Source organism: Microbacterium sp. ProA8, assembly GCF_039905635.1.
Taxonomy (GTDB): Bacteria; Actinomycetota; Actinomycetes; order Actinomycetales; family Microbacteriaceae; genus Microbacterium; species Microbacterium chionoecetis.
This window is the reverse complement of record NZ_CP157000.1, coordinates 1,832,473-1,859,198: the sequence shown is the minus strand read 5'-3', so window position 1 is coordinate 1,859,198 and position 26,726 is coordinate 1,832,473. Positions and strand designations below refer to the sequence as shown.

The following is a 26,726-nucleotide window of genomic DNA, read 5'->3' as shown; positions in this document are numbered from 1 at the left end:
GCGTCCACGCTAGAGGTCGCGCCGCATGAGCACACGCGGGAATCCCGAGAGCACCGACGTCGTGTCGGCCGCCTTGGCGAACCCGGCCTGCTCGAACAGGCGCCGCGTGCCGACGTAGGCCATCGTGAGGTCCACCCTGGCATCGCCGTTGTCGACCGGGTACCCCTCGATCGCGGGCGCGCCGCTCTGCCGCGCGAAGTCGACGGCTCCGTCGATCAGCGCATGCATCACACCCTTCTTGCGGTGGCCGGGACGCACGCGGAAGCACCACAGCGACCACACGTCGAGGTCATCGACGTGCGGGATCTTACGGAACGTCGCGAAGTGCGTTCGGGTGCGCGGTGCCACCGCCGCCCAGCCGACGGGCTCTTCGCCGTCGTACGCGAGGACGCCGATCGGCCCCTCCTCGTGCATGAGCCGCCGCACGCGTTCCGCGCGCTCCGGCCCACGCAGGGCGGTCGCCTCCTTGGCCGGGATGCGGTAGCTCAGGCAGAAGCACACGTTCGACTCCGGGTTCTTCGGCCCCACCAGAGCCGCCACGTCCTCGAACACCGTGGCCGGTCGCACCTCGATCGCCATGCGACCAGTGTGCCCACGGCATCCGACATCCGCCAGCCGCAGACACCGCCGTCGCGGCGCCCATGACGACGCGGCGGGCGGCAATACGGTGGGGGCATGCCGACCCCCGACTTCGTCCTCGATCTGCGCCGATTCGTCGGCACGCGCCCGCTGCCGCTCGTCGGTGTGACCGCCGTCGTGCTGCGCGAGGGACAGGTGCTGCTCGGCCGCCGCAGTGACAACGGGCACCTCACACCGGTGACGGGCATCGTCGACCCGGGCGAGGAGCCCGCCGATGCCGCGGTGCGGGAGACGCTCGAGGAGGCCGACGTCGTGTGCCGCGTCGAGCGGCTCGCGTGGGTGCACCAGATCCCGCGGGTGACGTACCCGAACGGCGACCAGTCCGACTACCTCGACCTCACCTTCCGCTGCACGTGGGTGTCCGGAGACCCCTTCCCGGCAGACGGCGAGATGACCGAGGTCGGCTGGTACGACGTCGATGCGCTGCCGGCGCTCGAGCTTCCCGATATGCGCCGGCGTATCGAGTACGCGCTGCTCGACGAGCACGTCGCCCGGTTCGAGGGCGGCCTCTGACCGGTCGCCCGCACCGCCCCGAGGCGTGCGGTGCGCGCGCGGTCAGTCGCCGCGCAGCACCTCGAGCGCGTGGGCGAGGTCGGCGGGGTAGGGCGACGTGAAAGTGACCCACTCCCCCGTCGCCGGGTGGGCGAATGAGAGCTCGTGCGCATGCAGCCACTGACGCGTGAGGCCGAGTCTCGCTGACATCGTCGGGTCGGCGCCGTACAGCGGATCGCCGACGCACGGATGCCGATGGGCAGCCATGTGCACCCGGATCTGGTGCGTGCGACCCGTCTCGAGATGGATCTCGAGCAGCGACGCACCGCGGAAGGCCTCGAGCGTCTCGTAGTGCGTGACCGAATCCTTGCCGTCGGGCGTGACGGCGAACTTCCACGAATGCGAAGGATGCCGCCCGATGGGCGCGTCGATCGTGCCGGCGAGCGGGTCGGGGTGACCCTGCACGACAGCGTGGTAGATCTTCTCGACCTCGCGCTCCTTGAAAGCGCGCTTGAGCGCGACGTACGCGGACTCGGTCTTCGCGACCACCATGAGCCCGCTGGTGCCGACATCGAGGCGGTGCACCACGCCCTGACGCTCCGCAGCGCCCGTCGTCGCGATACGGTAGCCGCCGGCGGCGAGGGCGCCCAGCACCGTCGGTCCCTCCCATCCCAGCGAAGGGTGCGCGGCCACACCGGTGGGCTTGTCGACGACGACGATGTCGTCATCGTCGTAGACGATGCCGAGGTCGGGCACCTCGACCGGAATCACGCGGGGCTCTTCCTTGGGGGTCCACGCCACGTCGAGCCAGGCACCGCCCCGCAGCTTGTCGGACTTCGAGAGTGTGCGCCCGTCCATGGACACGCCGCCGGCATCGGCCACGTCGGCCGCGAAGGTGCGCGAGAAGCCGAGCATCTTCGCGAGCGCCGCATCGACGCGAGCGCCGTCGAGCCCGTCGGGAACGGGGAGGCTGCGGGATTCCATGTCAGATCTCGGCGTCGCACCCGGGTCGCCGGGTCTCCGGCTCGGCCGGGAAGTCATCCGCTTGGCGCTGGGCCGCTTCCTCGACCGCGAGCTGTTCGCTCGCCGTCAGTGGCGGCAGACCGCGCTCGTCGGCCGGGATCCCGGCATCGGCGTCCGCTACGGGGAACTCGCTGGCGGATCCCGCCACGACACCGACCGGCGCCGACGGGTCACCCTCGGCGCTCGGCTGCGTCTCATCGTCGTCACGGCCGCGATCGCGTGAGCCGTCCATGTGCACGCCGACGAGGACCAGCAGTGCGATCGCGATCATGTCGCACACGATGAAGATGTCGGCGATGTTGTAGATCGCCGGCGACATGCCGGGGAAGAACCACATCCACGGCGTGTTGATGAAGTCGACGACGTGCCCGACGGCGAACCCGGGGTCACGGAAGAGCCGGTCGGTGAGGTTGCCGAGGACGCCGCCCAGGAGAAGCCCGAGCGTGACGGCCCAGAGCCGCGAACGCACCCGCGTCGCAGCCAGCCAGCCGATGACGCCCGCCACGGCGGCAAGTGCGATCGTGAAGATCCACGTGACCTCCTCGCCGAGCGAGAAGGCGGCGCCGGGGTTGCGCGTGAGGTAGAAGCTCAGGAAGTCGCCGAGGACCTCGACCGGCTCCTGGAACGGCAGGTTCTCGAGCGCGAGGTACTTCGCCAACTGGTCGGCGGCCAGCACCAGGACCGCGAGAATCGCGATGATGGTGCCGGCCGCCGCCTGACGAAGGGGAGGTCGACGCGTCAAGGCCTAGAGGCCCAGCGCCGAGACCGGCTGTGCGCCGGACGTCGTCGCCGTGGTCTCGAGGTCGCGCAGCTTGCCCTCGATGTAGCTGCGCAGCTGAGCGCGGTAGTCGCGCTCGAAGTTGCGGAGCTCGGTGATGCGGCCCTCGAGCGTGGTGCGCTCGCGGTCGAGCTTCGCGAGCTCTTCGCGGCCGCGGGTCTCGGCCTGGGAGACGATCGAAGCCGCCTGCGACTTGGCGTCGGAGATGAGCTGGTCGCGCTGCGCGATGCCCTCGGCGACGTGCTCGTCGTGCAGGCGCTGGGCCAGCTCGATGATGCCCGCACTCGCGGCGGGGGCGGCACCGCCGACCGGTGCAGCCTCGGCGACGGGAGCCGGAGCGGGCTCCGCGGCTCGTGCGGGTGCAGCACCCGACTCGTACGCCGCCAGCTTGGCCTTCAGCTCCTCGTTCTCGGTGAGAGCCTTGCGCCACTCCACGACGATCTCGTCGAGGAAATCGTCCACCTCGTCGGGGTCGAAACCCTCCTTGAAGCGGACGTGCTGGAACTGCTTGGTGACGACGTCATCGGGGGACAATGCCATGGTGATTCCTCTTTCGAGCGTCTGGTCGCTGGCCGATGTCGGGGCGACCGCCGGCTGGCGGCCGTTCGTATCAGCAAAGCATAGTCATCGGTTCTGGGAGTGTCGAAGGCGGAGCCCGCTTCTCAGCGGGTCGCCGATTCAGCCCGCGAGCGTGCGCGTGATGCTGAGCAGGATGAAGCATCCCAGCATCGTCAGCGCGAACCCGAAGTCGATGGCGACGGCACCCACGCGCAACGGCGGGATGAAGCGCCGGAACAGCCGGATAGGCGGATCCGTGACGGTGTAGATGAGCTCGGCGACCACGAGCCCGGCGCCACGCGGGCGCCACTCGCGGTTGAAGAACGGGATCCAGTCGAGGATCAGCCGCGCGAGCAACACGAAGACATAGAGGAGCAGCGCGAGGTTGAGAATCGCTGCGATGATCTGGACGACTGCCACGTAGCCAGACTACGGCTGCGTGAAGGGAACCGACTCCGGATCCGCCTGTGCAACGGCCCCGTCGCCCGACACGGCGACGTTCTCGGGCGAGAGCAGGAAGACTTTGCTCGTGACACGCTCGATGCGCCCGTAGAGCCCCAGCGACAGGCCGCTGGCGAAGTCGATCAGGCGGCGCGCGTCGGCGTCGCTCATCTGAGAGAGGTTGATGATGACGGGGATGCCGTCACGGAAGTTCTCAGCGATGACCTGCGCGTCGCGGTACTGCTTGGGATGCACCGTCAGGATCTCGTTGATCGTCGCCGGCGCCGGCTGGCGCACGACGGCGGGCCGGTGGATCGGCGTGATGGGAGCGGCCGGCTTGTCGACGACCTGCTCCGACTTGCGAGCACGCGGCTGGGGAGCCGGCTCCTCGTAGACCTCTTCCTCGTCTGCGAGTCCGAGGTACACCATGGTCTTCTTGAGCGGGTTCGACATCTGATCCTCCGTAGTGCTCATCTGTTCCGAGGTTAACCGCGTTGTGGCCTGGGGCCGGTGATTGCTGAACCGATGCGTAGGTGTGTCGCGCCCGCCGCGATCGCTTCGGCGAAGTCCGCCGTCATGCCGGCGGAGATCCAATCCGCCTCGGGCACGACCGCGCGCACGGTGCCCGCGAGGGCGTTCAGCCGGGCGAATGCGGCCGCCGGGGGCTCGTCGAGCGGTGCGACCGCCATCACGCCGCGCACGCGCAGAGAGGGCAGGGCGGCCGCATGCGACGCGAGGGCCTCGAGTTCGCCGGGGGCGACGCCCCCGCGGCCCGGGTCGTCGGTGAGGTTGACCTGCAGCAGCACGTCGAGCGGGGGCTCCCCCGGCTCGCCTGCCGCGTCGAGCGCGTCAGCAAGCCGTGTGCGGTCGAGCGAATGCACGACGGATGCCGCAGCCCTGATCGCTCGAGCCTTGTTGGTCTGCGCCTGCCCGATGAAGTGCCAGCGCAGGCCCGCGAGATCGCCCACCTCGACGACCTTGCGGCTGAACTCCTGCTGGCGGTTCTCGCCCACGTCCCGCACGCCGAGCGCGTAGAGCTCCTCGACGAGCGAGGCGGGGTGGAACTTGGTCACGACGATGCGCGTGAGCTCTGCCGGATCGCGGCCTGCCGCGCGTGCGGCATCCGCTATCCGCTCATCGATCGCCGCGAGACGTGCGAGAAGATCTGCCACGGCCGAGCGAGCCGACCGCTTACTTGAGGAAGTCGGGGATGTCGAGATCGTCGTCGCCGAACGCCGTGTCGTACGACGACTCCGTGACCGCGCCGACCGAGACGGGGACCGGCACCTGCTCGACGACGTCGCGATCCTTCGCCGCCTCGTCGGCCGGGGTGGCCGGCACCGCCGGAGTCGAGACCACGCGTGCGGCCGCGATCGGCTCGATGCGCTTCTCCGGTTCGCCGCCGTCGAAGCCCGCCGCGATGACGGTGACCCGCACCTCGTCGCCGAGCGTGTCGTCGATGACGGTTCCGAAGATGATGTTCGCCTCAGGGTGTGCCGCCTCCTTGACGAGCTGCGCGGCGTCGTTGATCTCGAAGATGCCGAGGTTCGACCCGCCCTGGATCGACAGCAGCACGCCGTGCGCGCCCTCGATCGATGCCTCGAGCAGCGGCGACTCGACCGCGAGCTCGGCGGCCTTGATGGCACGATCCGCGCCGCGCGCGGAGCCGATGCCCATGAGGGCGGATCCGGCTCCCTGCATGACCGACTTGACGTCGGCGAAGTCCAGGTTGATGAGACCCGGCGTCGTGATGAGGTCGGTGATGCCCTGCACACCGGCGAGGAGCACCTGGTCAGCCGTGGCGAACGCCTCGATCATCGAGATGCCGCGGTCGCTGATCTCGAGGAGCCGGTCGTTCGGCACCACGATGAGGGTATCGACTTCTTCCTTGAGCTTGGCGACGCCCGTCTCGGCCTGCTGCTGACGGCGGCGGCCTTCGAACGAGAACGGCTTGGTCACCACACCGATGGTGAGGGCGCCGATCGACTTGGCGATCTTCGCGACCACGGGCGCGCCGCCCGTGCCCGTGCCGCCGCCTTCGCCCGCGGTCACGAAGACCATGTCGGCGCCGCGAAGCGCCTCTTCGATCTCTTCGGCGTGGTCTTCGGCGGCGCGTCGGCCCACTTCGGGATCGGCACCTGCGCCGAGCCCTCGGGTCAGTTCGCGTCCCACGTCGAGCTTGACGTCGGCGTCGCTCATCAGCAGCGCCTGGGCGTCGGTGTTGATGGCGATGAACTCGACCCCGCGCAGGCCGAGTTCGATCATGCGGTTGACCGCGTTGACGCCGCCGCCGCCGACGCCGACGACCTTGATCACGGCGAGGTAGTTCTGGTTCTGGCTCATGCCGGCCTCCGTAGCCCTGGACCTTTTAACCTTCAACCTCTAGTAGAGGTATAAAGAATTGCCCGGTATGCAATTCCTTGACTCGAAAGTAAGCGGACACCGCGCGCTCGGCCGCAACGGAACGGCGTGTCGCGGCATCCGGCCCTGGAAGTGGCCGTCAGGAGAAGGCTCAGCGGACGACGACGACCTCGGGCGATGTCACGTCGTAGGTCGTGACGTCCGACGGCGGACGCTGGGCCATCATCTTGGCGAGGTTCAGCGCCTTGTCCGCCGAGCGGTCCGCACTCCCCCACACGACCTGCGCATTCGACCCGCCGAGGGTGAGAGTCACGTCGTCGGGAGTCGACGCGGTCACCTCCGTCACCTGTGAGCGGATGTCGTCGGGCAGAGCCCGCATCACCTGTCCGGCCGCCACGAAGGCGTCGGAGTCGATGCCGCCCGTGATCGCGAGGACGGGAACGCCCGCGCTCGGCGTCGCAGCCGTCGACAGCGCAACGCCTGCGGCGTCGACGAGCGTGTAGCCCGCGCGGGACTCGATCAGGCCGATCGGCGTGCGCTCGACGATCCGCACCACCAGCTCGTGCGGCGGTCGCGCCTCGAGCGCGTACGTCTCGATCAACGGGAAGGCGACGAGGGCGGCCTTCACGGCGCTCTCGTCCACCAGCGGCAGCGGCGTGCCCAGCTGGTCGGCCAGCGCGTCCGAGATGTCGTCCGCCGCGAGCTGCTGCGCACCGGACACCGAGATCCTCTCCACACCGAAGAGCGGGCTGTACGCCGCGCCGAGCGTTCCGAGCGCCAGGAGCAGAACGGATGCCGCGACCCCGAGCCAGATGGCGCGCCGCCGTCGCTGGCGCACCGTGAAGCGACGGATCTCGGCGCGCAGCGCCTTGCGCCGGGCACGCGATGCCCGCCAGACCTCGCGGAAGCCGACGTCCCCGGCATCCGTCTTCTCGGCAGCTGCGGAGGCCCGTCCGGAGTCCGCCGTGGGAGCTGCGCCCGGCAGGGCGCTCGGCGACGAGAGCGGGATCACCGGGGCGGTGTCGTTCCCGTCTGCCGGGGCGGAGTCCGAGCCGCCGGGCTGAACTTCGTGCGCGCGTTCAGCCGGACGAAGCGTACGATCACGCAGGAAGGAGAGATCCTCGGTCGGACGGTCCTCGCTCAGGCGATCCGCGATGGCGTCGTCGTCGGCCGGGGCGACGTCGGCGCCGTGGTCATCGGCCTCGCGGTCGTCGGCCGGCGAAGTCGGCGCACCCGAACGCGCCGGGGCGCGCGAGGCGACCGGCGGCTGCGGCAACGGCGACGGGCGGCGCATGGGGTCCTACTTCGCGGTACTCGACGGGTCGGCCAGGCCGGAAGGCCGGGCGGGCGTGAAGACATCCGGGCTCGTCGCGCCGCCGCCGGGGCGGCCGAGCGCCTCGAGCACCTGCGGGATGATCAGGTTCACATTGCCGCAGCCGAGGGTGATGACGTAGTCGCCCGCGCGGGCGACCGACGCGGTGTAGTCGGCGGCCTCCTGCCAGTCGGGCACGAAGTGCACGTGCGACGGGTCGGCGAAGGCATCGCTCACCAGCTCGCCGGTCACTCCCGGCACGGGGTCTTCGCGCGCGCCGTACACGTCGAGCATGACCGTGTGGTCGGCGTAGCGCTCGAGCACGTCGGCGAACTCCTGGTACATATCCTTCGTGCGGGAGTAGGTGTGGGGCTGCTGGATCGCGATGATGCGCCCGTCGCCGACGACCGTCCGCGCCGCGGCGAGGGCGGCGGCGACCTCGGTCGGGTGGTGAGCGTAGTCGTCGAAGACGCTCACGCCCCGCTCGACGCCGTGAAGCTCGAAGCGGCGGACCGTGCCCGCGAACCCTTCGACGGCGCGCACGGCCGTCTCGAGCGCATGGCCGAGCGTGAGGAGCACCGCGACGGCGCCGGCCGCGTTGATCGCGTTGTGGGCGCCCGGGATGGGAAGCTGCGCATCGACCGTGACACCGTCGTGGGTGAGGCGGAACGACACAGGGCCTTCGGTGACGATGTCGGTGACGCGCACGGTCGCCCCCTCTGCCTCGCCGAACGTGACGACGTGCTGGTGGGTGAGCTGCGCCGTCACCAGCTGGGCGCCGGCGTCGTCGGACGAGATCACGACCGCCTCGCGCGCCTCGTTCGCGAACCGGGCGAACGCGGCGTAGAAGGCGTCGCGCGTGCCCCAGTGGTCGAGGTGGTCGGGGTCGACGTTGGTGATGAGCGCGATCGACGTGTCGTACAGCAGGAATGTGCCGTCCGACTCGTCGGCTTCGATGACGAAGAGGTCGTCCCGCCCGCTTCCGCTCGACACGCCGAGCTGTGCGATGACGCCGCCGTTGACGAATGTCGGGTCCACCCCGAGGTCGCGCAGCGCCGTGACGATCATGCCCGTCGAGGTGGTCTTGCCGTGAGCGCCCGCGACCGACACGAGCCGGCGTCCGCCGATCAGCCAGTAGAGCGCCTGCGAGCGGTGGATCACGTGCAGACCGCGCTCTTTGGCCAGCAGGAACTCGGGGTTCTCGGGCCAGATGGCACCCGTGTGCACGACCGTGTCGACGTCATCGGCGAGATTCGCGGCGTCGTGGCCGACGTGGACCGTCGCACCGAGCTCGGCGAGCTCGCGCAGCCCCTTGCTGTCGGCGCGGTCGGACCCCGATACGCGGATGCCGCGCTCGAGGAACATGCGGGCGAGCCCCGACATGCCGGATCCGCCGATTCCGATGAAGTGGGCGGCGGTGATGTCGTCGGGGATGGGAAGACTGAGATCGGGTCTGATCATGGCCCGTCAATCCTAAGTTGGGTGACGGTCTCCGCGGCCCCGGCGCGCTGGCACACACGGCTGTCACCCATGGCTTTGTGTTGACACATTGGTACAGAACCCGTACAAAGGAGACGTGAACATCGATCCAGAGACCGTGCGGGCTTTCAGCGGGGCATTCCTCCTGGCGATGCTGGTGCTGTGCATCGGACTCGTCGTCGCAATGTCGTCGAAGACATCCGCGTACGCGCGTGCGGACCGATTCTCCCTGCGCGTGCGCCTACCGTACGGCACCACGGCAACCCGCGATTCGGTGGCTCGGCGCGGTCGCGTCAGCAGCCTCACGACCGCGATCACAATGCTCGTGACGACGGTGGTCCTGTCGCCGCTCCTGCTCACTCCCGTCGCCGCCAGTCCGGCATTCCCGATCATCGTCGTCATCCCCTTGCTCGTCGCCACCGGGTTCGCCTCGGCCGTCGTCAACGTCCGGGAGCGACTGTTCCGGCCCGCCCCCGACGCACCGCGAGTCGCCCGCGCGCGGGCGCTCGGCGCGGTCGACTACCTCGATCGGTTCCGGCTGGTGCTTCCCTGGGTTCTCGCCGTCGCCGCGGCGCTCGCGTTCACGGCGCTCGCGCTGCAATGGGTTCGCCAGCCCGCGCGCGTCGACGACGCATTCGCTGCCGCCGCAGTGTTCGCCGCGGTCGTCAGCGTGGTCGTGTTCGCAGCGTTGCCGGCCGTGGAACGACTCGTGCTCACGCAGCCGCAGCCGGCCTCCGACACTCTCGAACTCGCATGGGACGACGCGTTCCGCACGACCGCGCTCAGTGCGCTCCGACTCTCAGCGGCGCTGTCCGCGTGGTTGGCGTGCGCGCTCGCACTGGGAGCCCTGTGGCTCGGAGCAGACGTCCTCTTCAGCACCTTCGCAAGCCAGGTGCCCACATGGGGTCTCATCGCGCTCACATTCATCTACCCGAGCACGGGACGCCGGCTTCGCACGAACCTCTATCCCGAGTGGCTCCGCCGGCCCGTCGCCCCCGAAGGGAGCCCCGCATGATCCTCATCGACCCGTCCTCTCCCGTCCCGCCGTTCGAACAGCTCCGCGCCGGCCTGGTCGACTCCGTCGCATCCGGGGAGCTGGGCGCCGGCGAACGGCTTCCCACCGTCCGGCGCCTGGCCGAAGAACTGGGCATCGCACCGGGCACGGTGGCACGCGCGTACCGCGAGCTGGAGGTATCCGGGGTCATCGAGACCCGCGGTCGCAACGGCACGTTCGTCGCGTTCGACCCCGACCCAGCACGTCAGCAGCTTCAGCGCGCCGCCGCCGCCTTCGCGGCCCAGGTGCGTGACCTGCGCCTCGACGCCGACGAAGCCCTCGCGATCGTCACCGCCGCGCTGCGTGGGAGCGAGGCGTCACCCGCGTCCTGAATCCTGGAGCGCTTCGTCGATCATCGCGACGACGTTCTCGGTGCCCGTGCGGGTGCCGACGGATGCCGCCGCCTCCGCCATCGCGGCGCGCCGGGCCTCGTCCGACAGCAGCGGGATGACCTCCGCGCGCACACGGTCGCCGGTGAACTCGGCATCCGGAATCAGCACCGCGGCGCCGGCGCGGATCGCGGACGAGGCGTTGAGCGCCTGCTCGCCGTTCCCGACGGCGTAGGGCACGTAGACGGTCGGGATGCCGAGCGCGCTGAGCTCGCTGACGGTTGCCGCTCCGGCCCGCGACACGACGAAGTCCGCCAGCGCGAAGGCGAGGTCCATGCGGTCGACGTAGCGGCGCACGGCGTAGCCGGTGACGCCCGGGTCGGGCAGCTCCGAACGCTCGCCGGTCACGTGGAGCAGCTGCCAGCCGGCGTCGAGCACATCGCGCCAGGCGGCGCCGTGGCCTTCGCCGAACGCCGCGTTCAGGCGCTGCGCACCGAGGGATCCGCCGAACACCAGCAGCACCGGCTTCGCCGGATCGAGACCGAAGTGCGCGGCGGCCTCGGCATGGAGCGCGTCGCGGTCGAGCGTGACGATCTCGCGGCGCAGCGGCATCCCGACGACACGAGAGCGCTTCAGCGGCGTGCCCTCGAAGGCGACACCGACGCCGGCAGCCGAGCGTGCGCCCAGCACGTTCGCCAGCCCCGGACGCGCGTTCGCCTCGTGCACGACGAACGGCACGCGCTCGCGGCGCGCCGCCAGGTACGCGGGCGCCGCCGCGTAGCCGCCGAAGCCGACGACGACGTCGACGCCGCGGGCGGAGATGTGCGACCTCACCTGGGCGATCGCACGGCGCAGCCGCGCGGGGAAGGCGGCCGCGGCCGGGTTCGGGCGGCGCGGGAAGGGCACCTTGTCGACGAACAGCAGCTCGTAGCCGCGCTCGGGCACGAGCCGCGCCTCGAGTCCTTCGCGCGTGCCGAGCACGAGCACCTCGGCCTCGGGGTCGCGGGCCCGCAGGGCATCGGCGACGGCCAGGAGCGGGTTGACGTGTCCGGCGGTACCGCCGCCGGCCAGGAGGTACGTCGTCACTCCCCGAGCCTACCCGGCGTACCCCGTGGCCCACGGGTTGTTTGGGGCGCGCGGCGGCCGTTCGGGGCGCACTGCACGCGCCCCGAGCGGTCGCGGCGCGCCCCAAGCCCCGGCACACACCGAACGTGACCGCACGGCACGCAATGCGACGGATGCCTCGGCTCAGCGGACGGCGCGGAGCTTCGCGCGCTCGCGGGCAGCGCGGGCGTCGGCGATCGCGGCTTCACGACGGGCGATGGATGCCGGCAGCGACCGCGCGAACGACAGCAGCACGCCCGCGGCGATCAGCACCGACAAGAGCGATGTGCCGCCCTGCGACATGAACGGCAGCGGCACACCGAGCACCGGGAAGACGCGCAGGACGACGCCGATGTTGATGAGCGCTTGCCCCACGATCCACACGGTGATACCGCCGGCGGCGATCCGCACGAAGGGGTCATCGGTCTTGCGGATGACGTGGAACGCACCCACTGCGAAGAGGGCGAACAGACTGAGCACGACGGCGCAGCCGATGAGTCCGAGCTCCTCGCCGACGATGGCGAAGATGTAGTCGTTCGCCGCGGCGGGGAGCCAGTCGTACTTCTCGCGCGAGTTTCCGAGGCCGAGCCCAAAGATGCCTCCGCTCGCGAGACCCCAGATGCCGTGCAACGGCTGATAGCAGTCGTTGAAGTAGTCGTCGAGGCAGTTGGGGTTGAGGAAGCTCATGAAGCGGCGCATGCGGTCGGGGCTGGTGACCGCGAGGAATGCGACAGCCGCCGCCGCCGCGATCGCGGGCAGGATGAAGATGCGCAGCTTGACGCCCGAGAAGAACAGCGCGCCGAGCACGATGAGCACGAGGATCATGGCCGTGCCGAGATCGTCACCGGCGAGCACGGTCGCGATCGCCATTCCTGCCACGGGCACGAGTGGGATGAAGACGTGCTGCCACTTCGTCAGCAGCGACCGCTTGCGGAACAGCACGTACGCGACCCAGAGCGCGAGCCCCAGTTTCAGGAACTCCGACGGCTGCGCCTGGAAACCCGCGATGGTGATCCAGTTGCGGTTGCCATCGGCGCTGTGGCCGAGGGGCGTGAACACCAGCAGCTGGAACGCGACGCCGAAGATCAGTGCCGGCCACGCGATCTTCTTCCAGAAGGCGACGGGCAGACGGCTCGCGATGAACATCAGCGGGATGCCGATCGCAGCGAAGGCGACCTGCTTGATGACGTCCTCCCAGGGTGCCACCCCACGGGACGTCGCGATCGCTGACGTCGCGGACAGCACCATGACGAGCCCGAAGACCGTCAGCAGGAGCGCCGTCGAGGCGATGAGCAGGAACTCGCTGGGCACCGGCGCGAAGACGCGGCCGAGCGACACCCGGGCGGCGAGACCGCGGCGGGCGGGTGGTTCAGGCGGCGTCGGGGTCTGCCGGGTCCGCGGCGGCTGCGTCGTGGTCACGCTGCTCCCCCGTTCCGATCCGATCCCTCACCGCGGCAGCGAATCTGCGACCACGGTCCGCGTAGGAGGCGAACTGGTCGAAGGATGCCGCAGCGGGAGCGAGCAGAACCACGTCCCCGTCACGCGCCACCCCTGCCGCCAGTTCGACGACCTGCGCCATGACCTCTTCAGTCTCAACGGCCTCGACCTGGAACACCGGCACCGCGGGCGCGTGTCGCTCGAACGCGGCGACCACCGCCGCACGGTCGACGCCGATCACGATGGCCGCCTTGGTGCCGGCGCCCCGGCCCGAGACGAGCTCCGACACGTCGACGCCCTTGAGCAGGCCGCCGACGACCCAGACGGCGCCGGGGTACGCCGCGAGCGACGAAGCCGCGGCGTGCGGGTTGGTGGCCTTGGAGTCGTCGACCCAGGTGATGCCCTCGTGCTGTGCGACGACCTCGATGCGGTGGGGGTCGAGCCGGAAGCCGCGCAGGGCATCGCGGATCGCCGCGGGTGCGACATCCATCGACCGCGCCAGCGCGGCCGCGGCCAGGATGTTCGCGACGATGTGGGGAGCGGCGAGGCCCTTCGTGGCCAGTTCGTCCACGGTGGTGAGCTCCAGCGCGCTGGTGCGCCGGTCGTCGAGGAAGGCACGGTCGACGACGATGCCCTCGACGACCCCGAGGTCGCTCGGACCCGGCACGCCCAGATCGAAGCCGATCGCGCGCGCCCCCTCGACGACCTCGGCGTCCTCGACCATGCGCTGGGTCGCGGCATCCGCCTTGTTGTACACGCACGCGACGCGCGTGTTGTCGTACACCTGCGCCTTCGCGGCGCGGTAGGCGTCGAACGAGCCGTGCCACTCGAGGTGATCGTCGGCGAGGTTGAGGCACACCGCCGCCCACGGTGACACCGGGTCGGGCGAGTCCTGGAGCCCGAGGTACCAGAGCTGGTGGCTCGAGAGCTCGACCACGAGCGCGTCGAAGCCGGAGGGGTCGCGCACCGCGTCGAGCACGGGAGTGCCGATGTTGCCGACGGGGGCGGCCCGCAGCCCACCCGCGACGAGCATGGTCGCGGTGAGTCGGGTGGTCGTGGTCTTGCCGTTGGTGCCCGTGATCAGGATCCAGTCCGCGGGCGTGCCGTCCGCCCGCACCACCTTGTCGCGCACCCGCCACGCGAGCTCGACGTCACCCCACAGGGCGATGTCGTGCTCACGTGCCCACGAGATGACCGGATGCCGCGGCGCGAAGCCCGGCGACGCCACGATGACTTCGGGCGCGAAGTCCGCGAGCTCGGCCGGCACGGCGTCGAGGCCGCCGGTCCAGAGCCGCGCCCCGATGACCGGCAGCAGGCGCTCGTACTCTTCCTCGGCGCTCTCCGTCACGACGAGCACTTCGGCGCCGAGCTCGGCGAGCGTGTCGGCGACGGAGAAGCCGGTGACCGACATCCCGAGCACCGCGACCCGCAGCCCCTTCCAGTCGGCGTTCCAGCTGGTGAGGGTGGACAGGCGTTCCGAGGTCATGTGCGCGAGAGCCATTCGACGTAGAAGAAGCCGACGCCCGACACCGCGAGGAGGCCCGCGATGATCCACATGCGCACGACGATGGTGACCTCCGACCAGCCGCGGAGCTCGAGATGGTGGTGGAACGGGCTCATCAGGAAGAGCCGCTTGCCGCGCGTGATCTTGAAGTAGAGGCGCTGCAGGATCACCGAGCCGGGGCCGATGATGAAGACGCCGGCGACGAGCACGGCGAGAAGCTCGGTGCGCGTGAGGATCGCCATCGCGGCGATGACGCCGCCGATGGCCATCGATCCGACGTCGCCCATGAAGACCTTGGCCTTCGGCGCGTTCCACCAGAGGAACCCGACGAGCGCGCCCACGAACGACGCCGAGATGATGGCCAGGTCGAAGGGGTCGCGCGTCGGGTAGCACGCGGCCTTGGCGGCCGCCGAGAGTCCCTCGCCACCCCAGCACGCCTGGTTGAACTGCCAGAACGCGATGAGGCTGTAGGCGCCGATGACGAAGATCCCGGCGCCGGCAGCCATGCCGTCGAGGCCGTCCGTCACGTTCGTGCTGTTCGAGAAAGCCACGCCGATGAAGGTGACCCACGCCAGGTAGAGGATCCAGCCGACGATGAGCCCGAGCGTCATGAAGCCGAGCACCGGCACATCTCGGAACACCGAGATGTATGGCGAGGCCGGCGTCTGGTCGAACTGGTTGGGGAAGTTCAGGGCGACGATGCCGAACGGCACCGTCACGATGACCTGACCGACGATCTTGCGCCAGCCACTCAGACCCATGAACTTCTGCTGGCGGACCTTCATGTAGTCGTCGATGAAGCCGACGGCGCCGAGCCCGACCATCATCCACATCACCAGCAGGCCCGAGACGGTTGGGGGGTTGTTGCCCACGTAGCAGCCGACGAGGTAGCCGACGATCGTGCCGACGATGAAGATCGTGCCGCCCATCGTGGGCGTGCCGCGCTTGGTGTGGTGATTCGGGTTGCGGATGTCCTCCGGCGTGCGGATGACCTGGCCCCAGCCCCACTTGCGGAACAGCCGCAGGAAGACGGGGGTGAGGAAGAGGGTGAATGCCAGCGAGATCGCCGCCGCCGTCAGGAGAGATCTCACGAGAACGATTCTCCCAGACGATCGCCGAGGAACCGCAGTCCCGCCGAGTTCGACGACTTCACGAGCACACGGTCGCCGTCGCGCAGCTCACCCTGCAGGTAGTCGAAAGCCTCGTCGGCCGTCGCGAAGAAGACGGCCTCGTTGTCCCACGAGCCCTGGGCGACGGCTTCGAGGTACATCCGGCGCGCGGCGTCGCCCACGACGACGATGCGCTGGATGCCGAGCCGCACCGCGAGCAGACCGACGCGGTCGTGCTCTTCCTCCGCGTATTCGCCGAGCTCGCTCATCGCCCCGAGCACCGCGACGGTGCGCTCCCCGGGACCGGTGATCTGGGCGAGGGTCCGCAGGGCGGCCGACATCGAGTCGGGGCTCGCGTTGTAGGCGTCGTTGATGATGCGGACGCGATCCGACCCGAGCGGCTGCATGCGCCACCGCTCGGCGATCTCCACGGTCTCGAGACGCGCGACCGCGTCGGCGAGCGAGACACCGAGGGTGGTCGCCGCGGCGATGGCGGCGAGCGCGTTCATGACGTGGTGCTCGCCCAGTACGCGTAGGCGGAGCGGCAGCGAGATGCCGTCGGCGGTCACCGTGAAGGACGTTCCGGATGCCGACACCACGACGTCGTCGGCACGGACATCGGCGGCGGGGCCGCGGCCGAACCAGCGCACGGCTGCGCCCTGCTCAGCGGCGATGGGGGCCATCGCGGCGACGCGGGCGTCGTCGGCGTTGAGCACCGCCACTCCCCCGGCGCTCAGTGCCCGGATGAGCTCGGACTTGGCGTGGAAGGTGGCCTCGATGCCGCCGAACCCGCCGGCGTGGGCCATGCCGACCATGAGGACGACGCCGACATCGGGGTCGACGAGGCCTGCGAGGCGCGCGATCTCGCCCGGCGCGCTCGCGCCGAACTCGCTCACGAGGAATTCCGTGGTCTCGGTGACGCGCAGCATCGTGAGCGGCGCACCGACCTCGTTGTTGAACGACGCCTTCGGCGAGACGGTCTCGCCCTCGCCCTCGAGGATGCGGGCCAGCAGGTTCTTCGTGGTCGTCTTGCCGTTGGACCCGGTGATGCCCACCACTCGAAGCACACCGGCATCCCGGACCCGCTTCACGACCTCGCGCGCGAGGTCGGCGAGGGCGGCGACGGCGTCGGACACGACGATCTGCGTGACGCGGGCGTCGACGCGGCGCTCGACGATCGCCAGCGCCGCGCCCTTCTCGACCGCGGCCTCGACGAAGAGGTGCCCGTCGGTCTCATCGCCCGGCTTGGCGACGAACACGCCGCCCGGGGCGATGAGCCGGGAGTCGGTGTCGACCGCTCCCGAGATGAGCGTGTCGGGCGTGTCGCCGTCGGCGAAGTGCGCCTCGCCCGCGAGGGCGTGGGCGATCTGGGCGATGGTGAGCGCGATCATCTTGGGGGTACTCCGGCCCTCAGCAGCAATCCGGCACAGGACTACCCGAACTTGGGCAGCAGCTCCGGCGACGTCGTCGAGGGCATGACGCGGTAGGTCTTGAGAACCTGGGTCATGGCCTTCTGGAACGCCGTCGCGTTGGCCGCAGACGATGTTACCTTCGTCGGCTCGTCCAGCGTGACGACCACCACGTACTGCGGGTCGTCGGCCGGCGCGAAGCCCACCATCGTCGTGTAGTAGACGCCCTGCTTGTACCCGCCGTTGCCGTCGGACTTCTCGCCGGTGCCGGTCTTCCCGCCGATCCGATAGCCGGGGATCTCGACGGTCTTGGCGTAGGGGGCCTGCAGGAACACGTTCTCGAGCATCTCGCGCATCTGCGCCGACGTGCTCTCGCTGATCACGCGCTCCGGCTCGGCGAGTTCCGGCTCGATCACCGTGCCGTCGGGCTTGGTGCACGACTCGACGATCTGCAGCGGCATCCTGACGCCGCCGTTGACGATCGCGCCGTAGGCACGCGCCAGCTCGGGCATCGTCGTGGTGACGCCCTGACCGAACGAGGTGTTGTACGCCGTCTGCGCGCCCCACTCCTCCACGGGGTGGATCAGGCCGTTCGCTTCTTGCGGGTACCCGGTCGACGCGCCCTGACCGATGCCGAAGCGCTGGAAGTAGTCGTAGCGGGTCTGATTGTCGACCTTCTCGCTGAACTTCGAGATTCCGGCGTTCGACGAGTCGATCAGCACGCCGGTGAGCGTGTAGGTGTGCGCCGGGTGCTGGAAGGAGTCACGCACCCGCGCGCCGTTGGGGAAGTTCTCCAGCCCCGACGCCACGACGGTGGAATCCGGTGACTGTCCCCCCGCGTCGATGACGGTCGCCGCCGTCAGGCCCTTGAAGGTGGACCCGGGTTCGAACGTCCCGCGGAGGATCTGGCTCGTGCGATCGTCCGCGGCGGTCGCGTCCACGTCGTTGGGGTCGACGGTCGGGTACTCCGCCGCCGCCCGCACCTTTCCGGTCTTGACCTCGTACACGAGGATCGAGCCGTGCTGCGCGGCCATGTTCTGCGTCTGCTCGGCGATGAGCTGCTGCAGGTACCACTGCAGATCGCGGTTGATCGTCAGCTCCAGCGTGCCGCCGTCCGTCGCCGGGGTCTCGGTCTCGGTGCCCGGGATGACGACGCCGTCCTTGCCGCGCTCGTAGAGGCGCTCGCCGTTGGTCGCCGCCAGACAGTCGTTCTGGGACTGCTCGAACCCTTCCAGAGCCTCACCGTCGGTTCCCATGAATCCGACCAGGTTGCCGGCGACGGCCCCGTCCGGGTAGGCGCGCGCGGGATGGGAGTTGCAGGTGATGTAGGGCATCTTGAGGTCGGCCAGGGCGCGGAACTGCTCCGTCGACACGCCGTTCTGGAGCTTGGCGTACCGCGTTCCCGGGTCCTCGGCGAGGGCGGTGCCCACGATCGTGCGCACCTCTTCGGGGGTCTGGCCGGTGATCTCTGCCACGTCGTTCGACACGTCCGCCCAGAGGCGCGACTTCGACTTCTTCGCGAGGACGTCCGCATCGGTCTGCGTGAGGAGAAGCGGATCGAGCTGGCAGTCGTAGCGCAGGATGCTTCCTGCCAGTGTCTGACCCGTCTCGTCGATGATCGTGCCGCGTGCGCCGTACAGCTTCTGCTGTCCGGCGAAGGCGGTGTCGAGCGAATCCTTGACGTGGTCGTCGGCGTTCACGACCTGGATGTCGACGAGTCGCACGATGAAGCCGGCGAGGACGGCCAGGACGACGGCGAGAGCCACGACGGTGCGGCGGCGGGGACTTCTCGTGCTTCGTGTCGTCATGTCCGTCTCGTGCTCTGATCTCGCGTTCTCGTATCGGCTGCCGTCGGTTCAGTGTGTGCTCGGGGTGGGCAGTCCGTCGGTGAGGGGCGGCGGAGTGTCGCCGACTCCGCCGGTGGGCACCTCGCCCACGTCCACGGGGACGCCGTCGATGGTCGCGTCCGGCACCGTGACCAGCGGGGTGTCCGTGATGAGCGCGTTGGCCACCGCACCTCGGCCGATCGCGTCGACGGACGAAGATCCCATCGCCACCTCCGACGGGCCGAGGATCGCGCCGTCGCTCAGCCGCAGGTAGCTCGGCGCCTCGTTGATCACCATGCCGAGTGCGGCGGCGTTCGCGGCGAGGTACTGCGGCGAGCTCAGTCCGGCGACGTCGTCGTAGAGGATCTGCTTCTCGTACGTCAGGTCGCGCTGCTCCTTGGTCAGGGCCGCGATCTCGTACGTGCCCTGCGTCGTCATGATCGACAGCGACATCTGCGCCGCGGCGATGAGGAACGCCCCCATGACCGCGACGATCCCGTAGAAGAGCTTGGGTCGACGCCGCCGCGCCGGCGCATCGACGACCTGCAGACGCCGGCGCGGGGCATCCGCTCGGTCAGGTGCGGCGCTGCCGACGGGTCGGCGCACGGCGGATCCCGAGAAGCCGGCCGCCGTCGTGGCGTTCGCGATCGTGCTCATGACGCACCTCCTGCGTGCTCGGGCCTGACGCGCTCAGCGGCGCGCAGGCGTACCGGTGTCGCGCGCGGGTTGACCGCGCGCTCCTCTTCGGTGGCGAGCTCGGCGCCTTTGACGAGCAGTCGGAACTTGGCGGCATGTTCGGGGAGCTCGACGGGCAGGCCCGCGGGCGCGGTGGATGCGGATGCCTCGGCGAAGGCGCGCTTGATCAGCCGGTCCTCGAGGGACTGGTACGACAGCACGACCATGCGCCCGCCGACCGGGAGGATGTCCAGGGCCGCGGGGATGGCGCGCTCGAGCACCGACAGCTCGCGGTTGACCTCGATGCGCAGCGCCTGGAAGACGCGCTTGGCGGGATGGCCCGCCCGCTGCACGGCGGCGGGCGTCGCCGCCTGCAGGATCTCGACCAGCCGACCCGACCGCTCGATCGGCGCCTGCGAGCGGGCGGCGATGATGGCCCGGGCATAGCGGCCGGCGAGCTTCTCCTCGCCGTAGCGCTCGAAGATGCGCCTGAGGTCGCCCTCGCCGTAGGTGGCGAGGATGTCGGCCGCGGTCGTGCCCGCCGACTGGTCCATGCGCATGTCCAGCGGGGCATCCTGCGCGTAGGCGAAGCCGCGGTCGGCGACGTCGAGCTGCAGCGACGAGACTCCGAGATCGAACAGGATGCCGTCTGCCGCGGCGAAACCGCTCGAGGTGACGGCATCCGCGATCCCGTCGTAGACGGTGTGCACGAGCGTGATGCGATCGCCGAAGCGGGCCAGCCGCTCCCCCGCGATGCGCAGCGCATCGGTGTCGCGGTCGAGACCGACCAGGTGCAGGTTCGGGAAGCGCTCGAGGAACGCCTCGGAGTGGCCGCCCATGCCGAGCGTGGCATCGACGAAGACGGCGCCCTCGCGCTGGAGGGCGGGGGCCAGCAGCTCGATGCAGCGCTCGAGCATGACCGGGGTGTGGATGTCGCGCAGGTTCATGGTCGTCGGGGCCTCTGGGGTCTTGTGCCCTGGGTCCTGATCCCCATCCGCTCTGACCTGGCACCGGGGAAGTGGCGACAGGGCGGGAGCGGCTGGGAGTCAGGGCTCAGGGAACAAGAGCCTCAGAACAGGCCCGGAATCACCTCCTGCTCCAGCTCGGCGTAGGTCTCTTCGTTGGCCTCGGCATAGGTGTTCCATGCCGTGGCGTCCCAGATCTCGGCATGGGCGCCGACGCCGGTGACGACGAGGTCGCGCTCCAGGCCGGCGTATGCGCGCAGCGGAGGGGGGATCGTGATGCGGTTCTGACTGTCGGGCTTCTCGGCACTGGCACCCGAGAGGAACATGCGCAGGAAGTCGCGCGCCTGCTTGTTGGCGAGCGGAGCCTCGCGGATGCGGTCGTGCACCCGTTCGAACTCCTTCTCGCTGAACACGTACAGGCAGCGATCCTGCCCGCGCGTCACGACGACACCCCCACCGAGATCGTCGCGGAACTTCGCCGGGAGGATGACGCGACCTTTGTCATCGAGCTTGGGTGTGTGCGTGCCCAAAAGCATCGGTACATCACACCCCCTTCGTCCGGCCCCCCCGGGTTATCCGCCACTTTACTCCACTCTCCTCCACTTTGCTATCGATTCGATGACAATCCGCTCCTGTACGGCCGCGGGCATGGGATTCGAGGTGGTCTTCGGGCAACAAAAAAGCACCGACCCGAAGGTCGGTGCTTCTCGTGCGGACTCAGCCGGCGTCGACGCTCAGCGCTCGCCCTGCCGTTTGTCCCACCGGTCGTTCATGCGATCCATGAACGACGAGGCATTCTGCGGTTTTGCAGGTCGGTCGGGTTCGACGCGCATCTTGCCGGGACCGCGGCCCGGCGTGACGGCGAGGAGGACTCCGCCCAGCATCACGACGAAGCCGATGACGCCGACGACGATCAGCTGTTGCGAGACCCCGACGATCAGACCGCCGAGCCCCAGCAGCACGAGGATCGTGCCGTAGACGATGTTGCGATAGCTCAGAGTGCGTCCGTCGCGGGGCGCGCTGACGACATCCGCGTCGTTGCGCATGAGATGGCGCTCCATCTCGTCCAGCAGGCGCTGCTCCTGTTCGGAGAGTGGCATGCATCCCCCTCTGTACTTCGGTGGCTCGATTGTACGCGTGCCGTTCCTCACTAGGCTAGGCCCGTGTCCGCGCCCGCAGAACCGATCGAAGCCATTTCCCAGCGAGTGGACATGTTCATCTCGGCTCAGCGCGAGGACGTGATGGATGCCGGCGCCGAGGCGGCGCGGTTCGTCTCCGCCGCAGCCGATGCGGCGACAGGCGGCAAACGCCTGCGAGGGCGATTCTGCATCGCCGGGTGGAGGGCTGTGGAGGAGGCGTCGACGCCTGCCGGCAGCGCTCCGCGGTCGGTCGTCGCGGCAGCCGGGGCGCTCGAGGTGTTCCACGCCGCCGCTCTCGTCCACGACGACCTCATCGACAACTCCGACACCCGCCGCGGCCGCCCCGCGGCGCACCGCGCGCTCGAGACCGGGCACCGCGACTCCGGCTGGCTCGGCGACGCCGATGCCTTCGGTCGATCGGGTGCGATCCTGCTCGGCGACCTCCTCGTCGCCTGGAGCGACGACCTCCTCGAGGAGGGGCTCGCCGAGACCACGCCCGAGCGCGCGGCTGCGGCGCGTCGAGAGTACGCCATCATGCGCCGCGAGGTCACCCTGGGCCAGTTCCTCGACATCGCGGAGGAATCGGCGTTCGCGACCGAGCCCGACGAGCGGCACGCCGAGCGGGCACTGCGCGTGGCATCCTTCAAATCCGCGCGGTACAGCGTGCAGCAGCCGCTCGCGATCGGCGCGGCCCTCGCGGGAGCGGATGCCGCTCAGGCGGCCGCCCTGGCCGCGTTCGGGCATCCGCTCGGCATGGCGTTCCAGCTGCGCGACGACGTGCTCGGCGTCTTCGGCGACGAGTCGGCGACCGGCAAGCCCTCGGGGGATGACCTTCGCGAGGGAAAGCGCACCGTGCTCGTCGCGTACGCCCGTGAGGCGCTCCCTCCCGGAGCACGACGCATCGTCGATGAGATGATCGGACAGCCCGACCTCGACGCCGGGCAGATCGCGTCACTGCAGCAGACGATCGTCGACACCGGGGCGCTCGACCGCATCGAGGGCCTCATCGCCGACTACGCCCGCGAGGCCGACCGCGCACTGTCGGGGGCACGCCTCGGCAATGCCGCGGTCGGCGAGCTGCGCGATCTCGCCCGCGCCGCGACGGTTCGCACGACCTGAGCACCGGCCCGCAGGGCGACTGGCCATCGCCGCGGGCGCCGGCTCGACTGCGCCCGCTGATGGCTCCGCTGCGCCGGCTCAGACCACCGTGCGTGCGACCCGGCGCACCTCGCTCTTGCGACCCGCAAGAAGGGCCTCGATCGGCGGCATGCCGATGGACTCTTCGGGGCTGAGCAGCCAGTCGATCGCCTCGTCGTCCGAGAAGCCGGCATCGTGGAGCACGAACACGGTGCCGCGCAGCGACGGCAGCGGATGCCCGTCGACGATGAAGACGGAGGGGACTTTCAGGACGCCGTCGCGCTTCGACCCGACGAGCTGGAACTCGTCGAGCATCCGACGCACGCGGCCGAGAGGTTCGCCGAGCACTTCCACGAGGTCGGGAAGGGTGAGCCAGTCGGTCTCGAAGCGGGGAGCGTCGTCAGATGTCACGAAGACAACTATCTCAGATGACCTCGGACCGAACGTGCTCTCACTCTGGCCACTCCGGTCACACCAGCCTCGTCTTATAGCACCCGTTGACACCAATCGACTTCCGTGACACGGTTTTTCGAAGTCGACTGAGGGGGGAACTCGTGCGACAGGTGCGGAGTACCAGGAATACCGTCCATCGCAGCGCCGGCCCGTCGCGGGCGCTGATCGCCGGAGTCCCGGTGGCCGTCGCCGGCTCGATCGCGCTGACGCTTTCAGCCGCTCCCGCGCAGGCCGCGACACCGCAGGCGGTCACCGCAGTGGGCGCAGGCGCACTGGACGCCGTCCGGGCGGCCGACACGCCGACCGGCATTCGCGGGGCGGCGCCCCAGCCGGCGACCGCATCGGCACCCCGCACGCTTGGTCCCCTCCCGGCCGCCGCTTCGGGCGCGGCCGCCGCGGCCGTCGCCCGGGTGGCAGCCCAGGCCGCACCCGCGACCTACACCGTCCAGCGCGGAGACACCGTGAGCCGCATCGCCGCGCGCTTCGGGCTGCGCACCGGTGACGTGCTCGCACTCAACGGACTGGGGTGGTCGTCGACGATCTACCCGGGCCAGGTGCTGAAACTCGGCGCCGCCGCCGCCGCGCCCGCGCCGGCGAGCCCCGCACCGGCGCCGACCGGCGGCGCGTACACCGTCCAGCGCGGAGACACCATCAGCGCCATCGCCAAGCGTCACGGCGTGAGCATCAACGCCGTGCTGTCGGCCAACGGGCTGGGCTGGTCATCGATCATCTACCCCGGCCAGACGCTCACGGTTCCCGGTGCGGCTGCGCCCGCTGCATCCGCTCCCGCCCCTGCTCCGGCGCCCGCGCCGGCCCCTGCTCCGGCCCCGAGCGCGCCGGCCGCCGGAACGCACACGATCGCCGCAGGCGACACGATCAGCGGGATCGCGAAGCGCTACGGCGTCAGCGTCAACGCCGTGCTCTCGGCCAACGGGCTCGGCTGGTCCTCGATCATCTACCCCGGCCAGACACTCAAGATCCCGGCATCCGCCCCCTCCGTCCCCGGGCTGACCGCCGAGCAGGTCGGCAACGCGCAGCTGATCGTCCGCATCGGTCGGGAGCTGGGCGTGTCGGACCGCGCCATCGCGATCGCCCTCGGCACCGCGATGCAGGAGTCTTCGCTGCGCAACGTGACGTGGGGCGACCGCGATTCGCTCGGCCTGTTCCAGCAGCGCCCGAGCCACGGGTGGGGCACCGAGGCGGAGGTTCAGGATGCCGCACGCGCCACCCGCGCCTTCTTCGGCGGGTCCGGCGACCCCAACGGCTCGCGCACCCGCGGCCTGCGCGACATCCCCGGCTGGGAGTCCCTGACGTTCACGCAGGCGGCGCAGGCCGTGCAGATCTCGGCATACCCCGACGCGTACGCGAAGTGGGAGGCGCCGGCGCACGCGTGGCTCGCGGCACTCGGGTGAGTGGATGCGGAACCGTCACATTACGATCTCGTGAGGTGAGGCGCTCCGCATCCTCGCAGGCCCGCGTCCGTAGACTCTCAGCGTGAGCACGAGTCAGCAGACGGACCCGCTGATCGGCCGTCTCGTCGACGGCCGGTACCGGGTGCGTGCTCGCATCGCCCGAGGGGGCATGGCGACCGTCTACGTCGCGACAGATCTGCGTCTGGAGCGCCGTGTGGCGCTCAAGGTGATGCACGGTCATCTGAGCGACGACACCGTGTTCCAGAGTCGGTTCATCCAGGAGGCCCGCGCGGCCGCCCGCCTGGCCGACCCGAACGTGGTCAACGTGTTCGACCAGGGCCAGGACGGCGACATGGCGTACCTCGTCATGGAGTACCTCCCCGGCATCACGCTGCGCGAACTCCTGCGCGAGCAGCGGCGGCTGACCGTGCCGCAGGCGATCTCGATCCTCGACGCCGTGCTGTCGGGCCTCGCCGCCGCACACAAGGCCGGCATCGTGCACCGCGACGTCAAGCCCGAGAACGTGCTCCTCGCCGAGGACGGGCGCATCAAGATCGGCGACTTCGGGCTGGCGCGTGCCACCACCGCGAACACCGCGTCGGGCGCGCAGCTGCTGGGCACGATCGCGTACCTCGCCCCCGAGCTCGTCACCCGCGGCACCGCAGACGCGCGCAGCGACATCTATGCCATCGGCATCATGCTCTACGAGATGCTCACCGGGGAGCAGCCCTACAAGGGCGAGCAGCCGATGCAGATCGCCTTCCAGCACGCGACCGACTCTGTGCCCAGGCCGAGCGTGAAGAACCCCGGGGTTCCCGAGCCCCTCGACGAACTGGTGCTCTGGGCGACGGAGAAGTCCCCCGATGAGCGGCCGCTCGACGCGCGCGAGATGCTGCAGCGTCTGCGCGACATCGAGCGCGAGCTGGGCGTCTCCCCCGTCGTCGCACGCACCGGTCCGATCGGCATCGTGCGCGACGACACCGCGCCCACCGGCGAGCTCACCGCCGTGCTGCCCAGCACCGCCACCGGACCCACGACCGCGATGGACGAGGTCGACAACGCCGGTCGCCTTCGTCGCGCCACCCAGCGCCGCCGCTCGCGGGGCGCCTGGCTCATCGTGCTCGTGCTGCTGCTCGCGACACTCGCGGGCGGCCTCGGATGGTGGTTCAGCTCGGGACCCGGGTCTCTGGTCGCCGTCGCCGATGTCACGGGGAAGACGTTCGAAGAGGCATCCGAGATCCTCGCAGCGGACTCCCTCCGGGCCGTGCAACAGGGCGAGAACAGCCTCGAGGTCGCCGCAGGACAGGTCATCCGCACGAACCCGCCCCAGGGCACCCGCGTCGACAAGGACACCGAGGTGAACGTGTTCGTCTCGCTCGGTCCCGCTGAGGCGACCTTCGCATCGTTCGCCGGCATGTCAGAAGCCGACGCGCGCGCAGTCCTGAGCGAGAAGTCCGTGCAGACCGTCGACGAGAACAGCGAGTTCTTCAGCGACCAGGCACCCGACATCGTCCTCGCCGTGTCGATCCGCCCCGCCGGCGGACCGGAGGACGGGTCGCAGGACGTCGCCTGCCTGGACGGATGCGTCGTGCACGAGGGCGACACCGCGCGCCTGTCGGTGTCGGTGGGCCCGGTGCCCGACGTCGTGGACCAGAGCGAAGGCTCGGCCCGGAGTGAGCTCGAGGGTGTCGGACTGATCGTCGCCGAAGAGAGTGCGACCGACACCAGCGAGTCGATCGAAGAGGGGCGCGTCATCGGGGTCAACGGTCCGGAGGATCGGGCGTGGGCGCCCGGTGACACCGTCACCCTCGTCGTGTCGACCGGTCCCCCGCTGTTCGAGGTTCCCGACGTCGTCGGAGACAGCCGGGACGAGGCGATCGAGAAGCTCGAAGCCGCAGGATTCCAGGTCGACTACGCCGCGTTCTTCGGCGTCGTGCCCAACGACATCACCGAGGTGACGGCATCCGATCCGGCCGCAGGAGAGTTCCAGGTCCGCGGCACGCGCGTATACATCCAGCTCACCGTCACGGGCTGACCGGTCCACCGGCACGGTCGCGCGGGACCAACAGCGATGCCTGCGCCAGCAGCCT

The 26,726-nt window shown here is 70.0% G+C and carries 26 protein-coding genes and 1 pseudogene; 6 read left to right on the top strand and 21 right to left on the bottom strand.

Translation table 11 applies throughout. From position 1 onward, the window contains the following. Positions 1 to 9: 9 nt before the first annotated feature. The gene (locus ABG085_RS08000; protein ID WP_347978861.1) at positions 10 to 579 is read right to left on the bottom strand and encodes a GNAT family N-acetyltransferase; all 570 of its coding nucleotides are present in this window, start codon (positions 577 to 579) and stop codon (positions 10 to 12) included. Between the two features lie 96 nt (positions 580 to 675). On the opposite strand from ABG085_RS08000, the gene ABG085_RS07995 reads away from it, so the two are divergent. Beyond that, on the top strand, positions 676 to 1,152 hold the full coding sequence (locus ABG085_RS07995; RefSeq protein WP_347978860.1) for an NUDIX domain-containing protein: 477 nt from the start codon (positions 676 to 678) through the stop codon (positions 1,150 to 1,152). 42 nt (positions 1,153 to 1,194) lie between these two features. Here ABG085_RS07995 and ABG085_RS07990 read toward each other — a convergent pair whose 3' ends face one another. The 9 genes and pseudogenes from ABG085_RS07990 to murC all read right to left on the bottom strand — a co-directional run bounded on the left by ABG085_RS07990 (position 1,195) and on the right by murC (position 9,065). Beyond that, a complete protein-coding gene (locus ABG085_RS07990; protein ID WP_347978859.1) occupies positions 1,195 to 2,115 on the bottom strand; it encodes an RluA family pseudouridine synthase in 921 nt (306 codons plus the stop codon). 250 nt (positions 2,116 to 2,365) lie between these two features. After that, positions 2,366 to 2,896 (bottom strand): annotated as a pseudogene (gene lspA / locus ABG085_RS07985) (signal peptidase II); the annotation flags it as partial. A gap of 3 nt (positions 2,897 to 2,899) precedes the next feature. Beyond that, positions 2,900 to 3,472 carry a DivIVA domain-containing protein gene (locus ABG085_RS07980; RefSeq protein ID WP_347978858.1) on the bottom strand — a complete coding sequence of 191 codons (573 nt, stop codon included), beginning with the start codon at positions 3,470 to 3,472 and terminating at the stop codon, positions 2,900 to 2,902. A 138-nt stretch (positions 3,473 to 3,610) separates the two neighbouring features. Further along, positions 3,611 to 3,910 carry a YggT family protein gene (locus tag ABG085_RS07975; protein WP_163620236.1) on the bottom strand — a complete coding sequence of 100 codons (300 nt, stop codon included), beginning with the start codon at positions 3,908 to 3,910 and terminating at the stop codon, positions 3,611 to 3,613. A gap of 9 nt (positions 3,911 to 3,919) precedes the next feature. Next, positions 3,920 to 4,384, bottom strand: a complete 465-nt coding sequence (gene sepF, locus ABG085_RS07970) for a cell division protein SepF (protein ID WP_347979142.1) — start codon at positions 4,382 to 4,384, stop codon at positions 3,920 to 3,922. 32 nt (positions 4,385 to 4,416) lie between these two features. After that, positions 4,417 to 5,103, bottom strand: coding sequence for a YggS family pyridoxal phosphate-dependent enzyme (locus ABG085_RS07965; protein WP_347978857.1), 687 nt, complete (start codon positions 5,101 to 5,103; stop codon positions 4,417 to 4,419). 19 nt (positions 5,104 to 5,122) lie between these two features. Beyond that, positions 5,123 to 6,274, bottom strand: coding sequence for a cell division protein FtsZ (gene ftsZ, locus ABG085_RS07960; protein WP_163620240.1), 1,152 nt, complete (start codon positions 6,272 to 6,274; stop codon positions 5,123 to 5,125). Positions 6,275 to 6,443: 169 nt separating this feature from the next. Further along, positions 6,444 to 7,586, bottom strand: a complete 1,143-nt coding sequence (locus ABG085_RS07955; protein WP_347978856.1) for an FtsQ-type POTRA domain-containing protein — start codon at positions 7,584 to 7,586, stop codon at positions 6,444 to 6,446. A gap of 6 nt (positions 7,587 to 7,592) precedes the next feature. Next, a complete protein-coding gene (gene murC / locus ABG085_RS07950) occupies positions 7,593 to 9,065 on the bottom strand; it encodes a UDP-N-acetylmuramate--L-alanine ligase (RefSeq protein ID WP_347978855.1) in 1,473 nt (490 codons plus the stop codon). Positions 9,066 to 9,180: 115 nt separating this feature from the next. Between murC and ABG085_RS07945 the strand changes: the two genes are divergently transcribed. Both ABG085_RS07945 and ABG085_RS07940 read left to right on the top strand, forming a co-directional pair. After that, the gene (locus ABG085_RS07945) at positions 9,181 to 10,098 is read left to right on the top strand and encodes a hypothetical protein (protein ID WP_347978854.1); all 918 of its coding nucleotides are present in this window, start codon (positions 9,181 to 9,183) and stop codon (positions 10,096 to 10,098) included. Next, positions 10,095 to 10,469 carry a GntR family transcriptional regulator gene (locus ABG085_RS07940; protein ID WP_347978853.1) on the top strand — a complete coding sequence of 125 codons (375 nt, stop codon included), beginning with the start codon at positions 10,095 to 10,097 and terminating at the stop codon, positions 10,467 to 10,469. Before ABG085_RS07945 ends, ABG085_RS07940 begins: the two co-directional genes overlap by 4 nt. Here ABG085_RS07940 and ABG085_RS07935 read toward each other — a convergent pair. The 10 genes from ABG085_RS07935 to ABG085_RS07890 form a co-directional block, all read right to left on the bottom strand. Next, a complete protein-coding gene (locus ABG085_RS07935; protein WP_347978852.1) occupies positions 10,455 to 11,552 on the bottom strand; it encodes a glycosyltransferase in 1,098 nt (365 codons plus the stop codon). The two genes, ABG085_RS07940 and ABG085_RS07935, sit on opposite strands and share 15 nt — an antisense overlap. A gap of 162 nt (positions 11,553 to 11,714) precedes the next feature. Then, positions 11,715 to 12,989 carry a putative lipid II flippase FtsW gene (ftsW, locus tag ABG085_RS07930; protein WP_347978851.1) on the bottom strand — a complete coding sequence of 425 codons (1,275 nt, stop codon included), beginning with the start codon at positions 12,987 to 12,989 and terminating at the stop codon, positions 11,715 to 11,717. Then, entirely contained in the window at positions 12,940 to 14,493 is a 1,554-nt protein-coding gene (gene murD, locus ABG085_RS07925) for a UDP-N-acetylmuramoyl-L-alanine--D-glutamate ligase (RefSeq protein ID WP_347978850.1), read from the bottom strand. Before murD ends, ftsW begins: the two co-directional genes overlap by 50 nt. Then, complete coding sequence (gene mraY, locus ABG085_RS07920) at positions 14,490 to 15,602, bottom strand: phospho-N-acetylmuramoyl-pentapeptide-transferase (RefSeq protein WP_347978849.1); 1,113 nt, start codon at positions 15,600 to 15,602, stop codon at positions 14,490 to 14,492. The genes murD and mraY overlap by 4 nt, the downstream gene beginning before the upstream one ends. After that, positions 15,599 to 17,011: a UDP-N-acetylmuramoyl-tripeptide--D-alanyl-D-alanine ligase gene (gene murF, locus ABG085_RS07915; protein ID WP_347978848.1), complete on the bottom strand. Its 1,413-nt coding sequence runs from the start codon at positions 17,009 to 17,011 to the stop codon at positions 15,599 to 15,601. Before murF ends, mraY begins: the two co-directional genes overlap by 4 nt. Positions 17,012 to 17,052: 41 nt before the next feature. Continuing rightward, complete coding sequence (locus ABG085_RS07910) at positions 17,053 to 18,837, bottom strand: penicillin-binding protein 2 (protein WP_347978847.1); 1,785 nt, start codon at positions 18,835 to 18,837, stop codon at positions 17,053 to 17,055. A 48-nt stretch (positions 18,838 to 18,885) separates the two neighbouring features. After that, positions 18,886 to 19,512: a hypothetical protein gene (locus ABG085_RS07905; protein ID WP_347978846.1), complete on the bottom strand. Its 627-nt coding sequence runs from the start codon at positions 19,510 to 19,512 to the stop codon at positions 18,886 to 18,888. Next, positions 19,509 to 20,477 carry a 16S rRNA (cytosine(1402)-N(4))-methyltransferase RsmH gene (gene rsmH / locus ABG085_RS07900; protein WP_347978845.1) on the bottom strand — a complete coding sequence of 323 codons (969 nt, stop codon included), beginning with the start codon at positions 20,475 to 20,477 and terminating at the stop codon, positions 19,509 to 19,511. The genes ABG085_RS07905 and rsmH overlap by 4 nt, the downstream gene beginning before the upstream one ends. Before the next feature lie 122 nt (positions 20,478 to 20,599). Then, the gene (mraZ, locus tag ABG085_RS07895) at positions 20,600 to 21,031 is read right to left on the bottom strand and encodes a division/cell wall cluster transcriptional repressor MraZ (RefSeq protein ID WP_163620259.1); all 432 of its coding nucleotides are present in this window, start codon (positions 21,029 to 21,031) and stop codon (positions 20,600 to 20,602) included. Between the two features lie 198 nt (positions 21,032 to 21,229). Next, positions 21,230 to 21,595, bottom strand: coding sequence for a DUF3040 domain-containing protein (locus ABG085_RS07890; protein WP_163620261.1), 366 nt, complete (start codon positions 21,593 to 21,595; stop codon positions 21,230 to 21,232). 63 nt (positions 21,596 to 21,658) lie between these two features. Between ABG085_RS07890 and ABG085_RS07885 the strand changes: the two genes are divergently transcribed. Continuing rightward, complete coding sequence (locus ABG085_RS07885; RefSeq protein ID WP_347978844.1) at positions 21,659 to 22,753, top strand: polyprenyl synthetase family protein; 1,095 nt, start codon at positions 21,659 to 21,661, stop codon at positions 22,751 to 22,753. A 78-nt stretch (positions 22,754 to 22,831) separates the two neighbouring features. Here ABG085_RS07885 and ABG085_RS07880 read toward each other — a convergent pair whose 3' ends face one another. Continuing rightward, positions 22,832 to 23,182 carry an Rv2175c family DNA-binding protein gene (locus tag ABG085_RS07880; RefSeq protein ID WP_347978843.1) on the bottom strand — a complete coding sequence of 117 codons (351 nt, stop codon included), beginning with the start codon at positions 23,180 to 23,182 and terminating at the stop codon, positions 22,832 to 22,834. Between the two features lie 221 nt (positions 23,183 to 23,403). On the opposite strand from ABG085_RS07880, the gene ABG085_RS07875 reads away from it, so the two are divergent. Further along, entirely contained in the window at positions 23,404 to 24,636 is a 1,233-nt protein-coding gene (locus ABG085_RS07875; protein WP_347978842.1) for a LysM peptidoglycan-binding domain-containing protein, read from the top strand. Positions 24,637 to 24,718: 82 nt separating this feature from the next. Further along, positions 24,719 to 26,671, top strand: coding sequence for a Stk1 family PASTA domain-containing Ser/Thr kinase (pknB, locus tag ABG085_RS07870; RefSeq protein ID WP_347978841.1), 1,953 nt, complete (start codon positions 24,719 to 24,721; stop codon positions 26,669 to 26,671). Positions 26,672 to 26,726 lie beyond the last annotated feature (55 nt).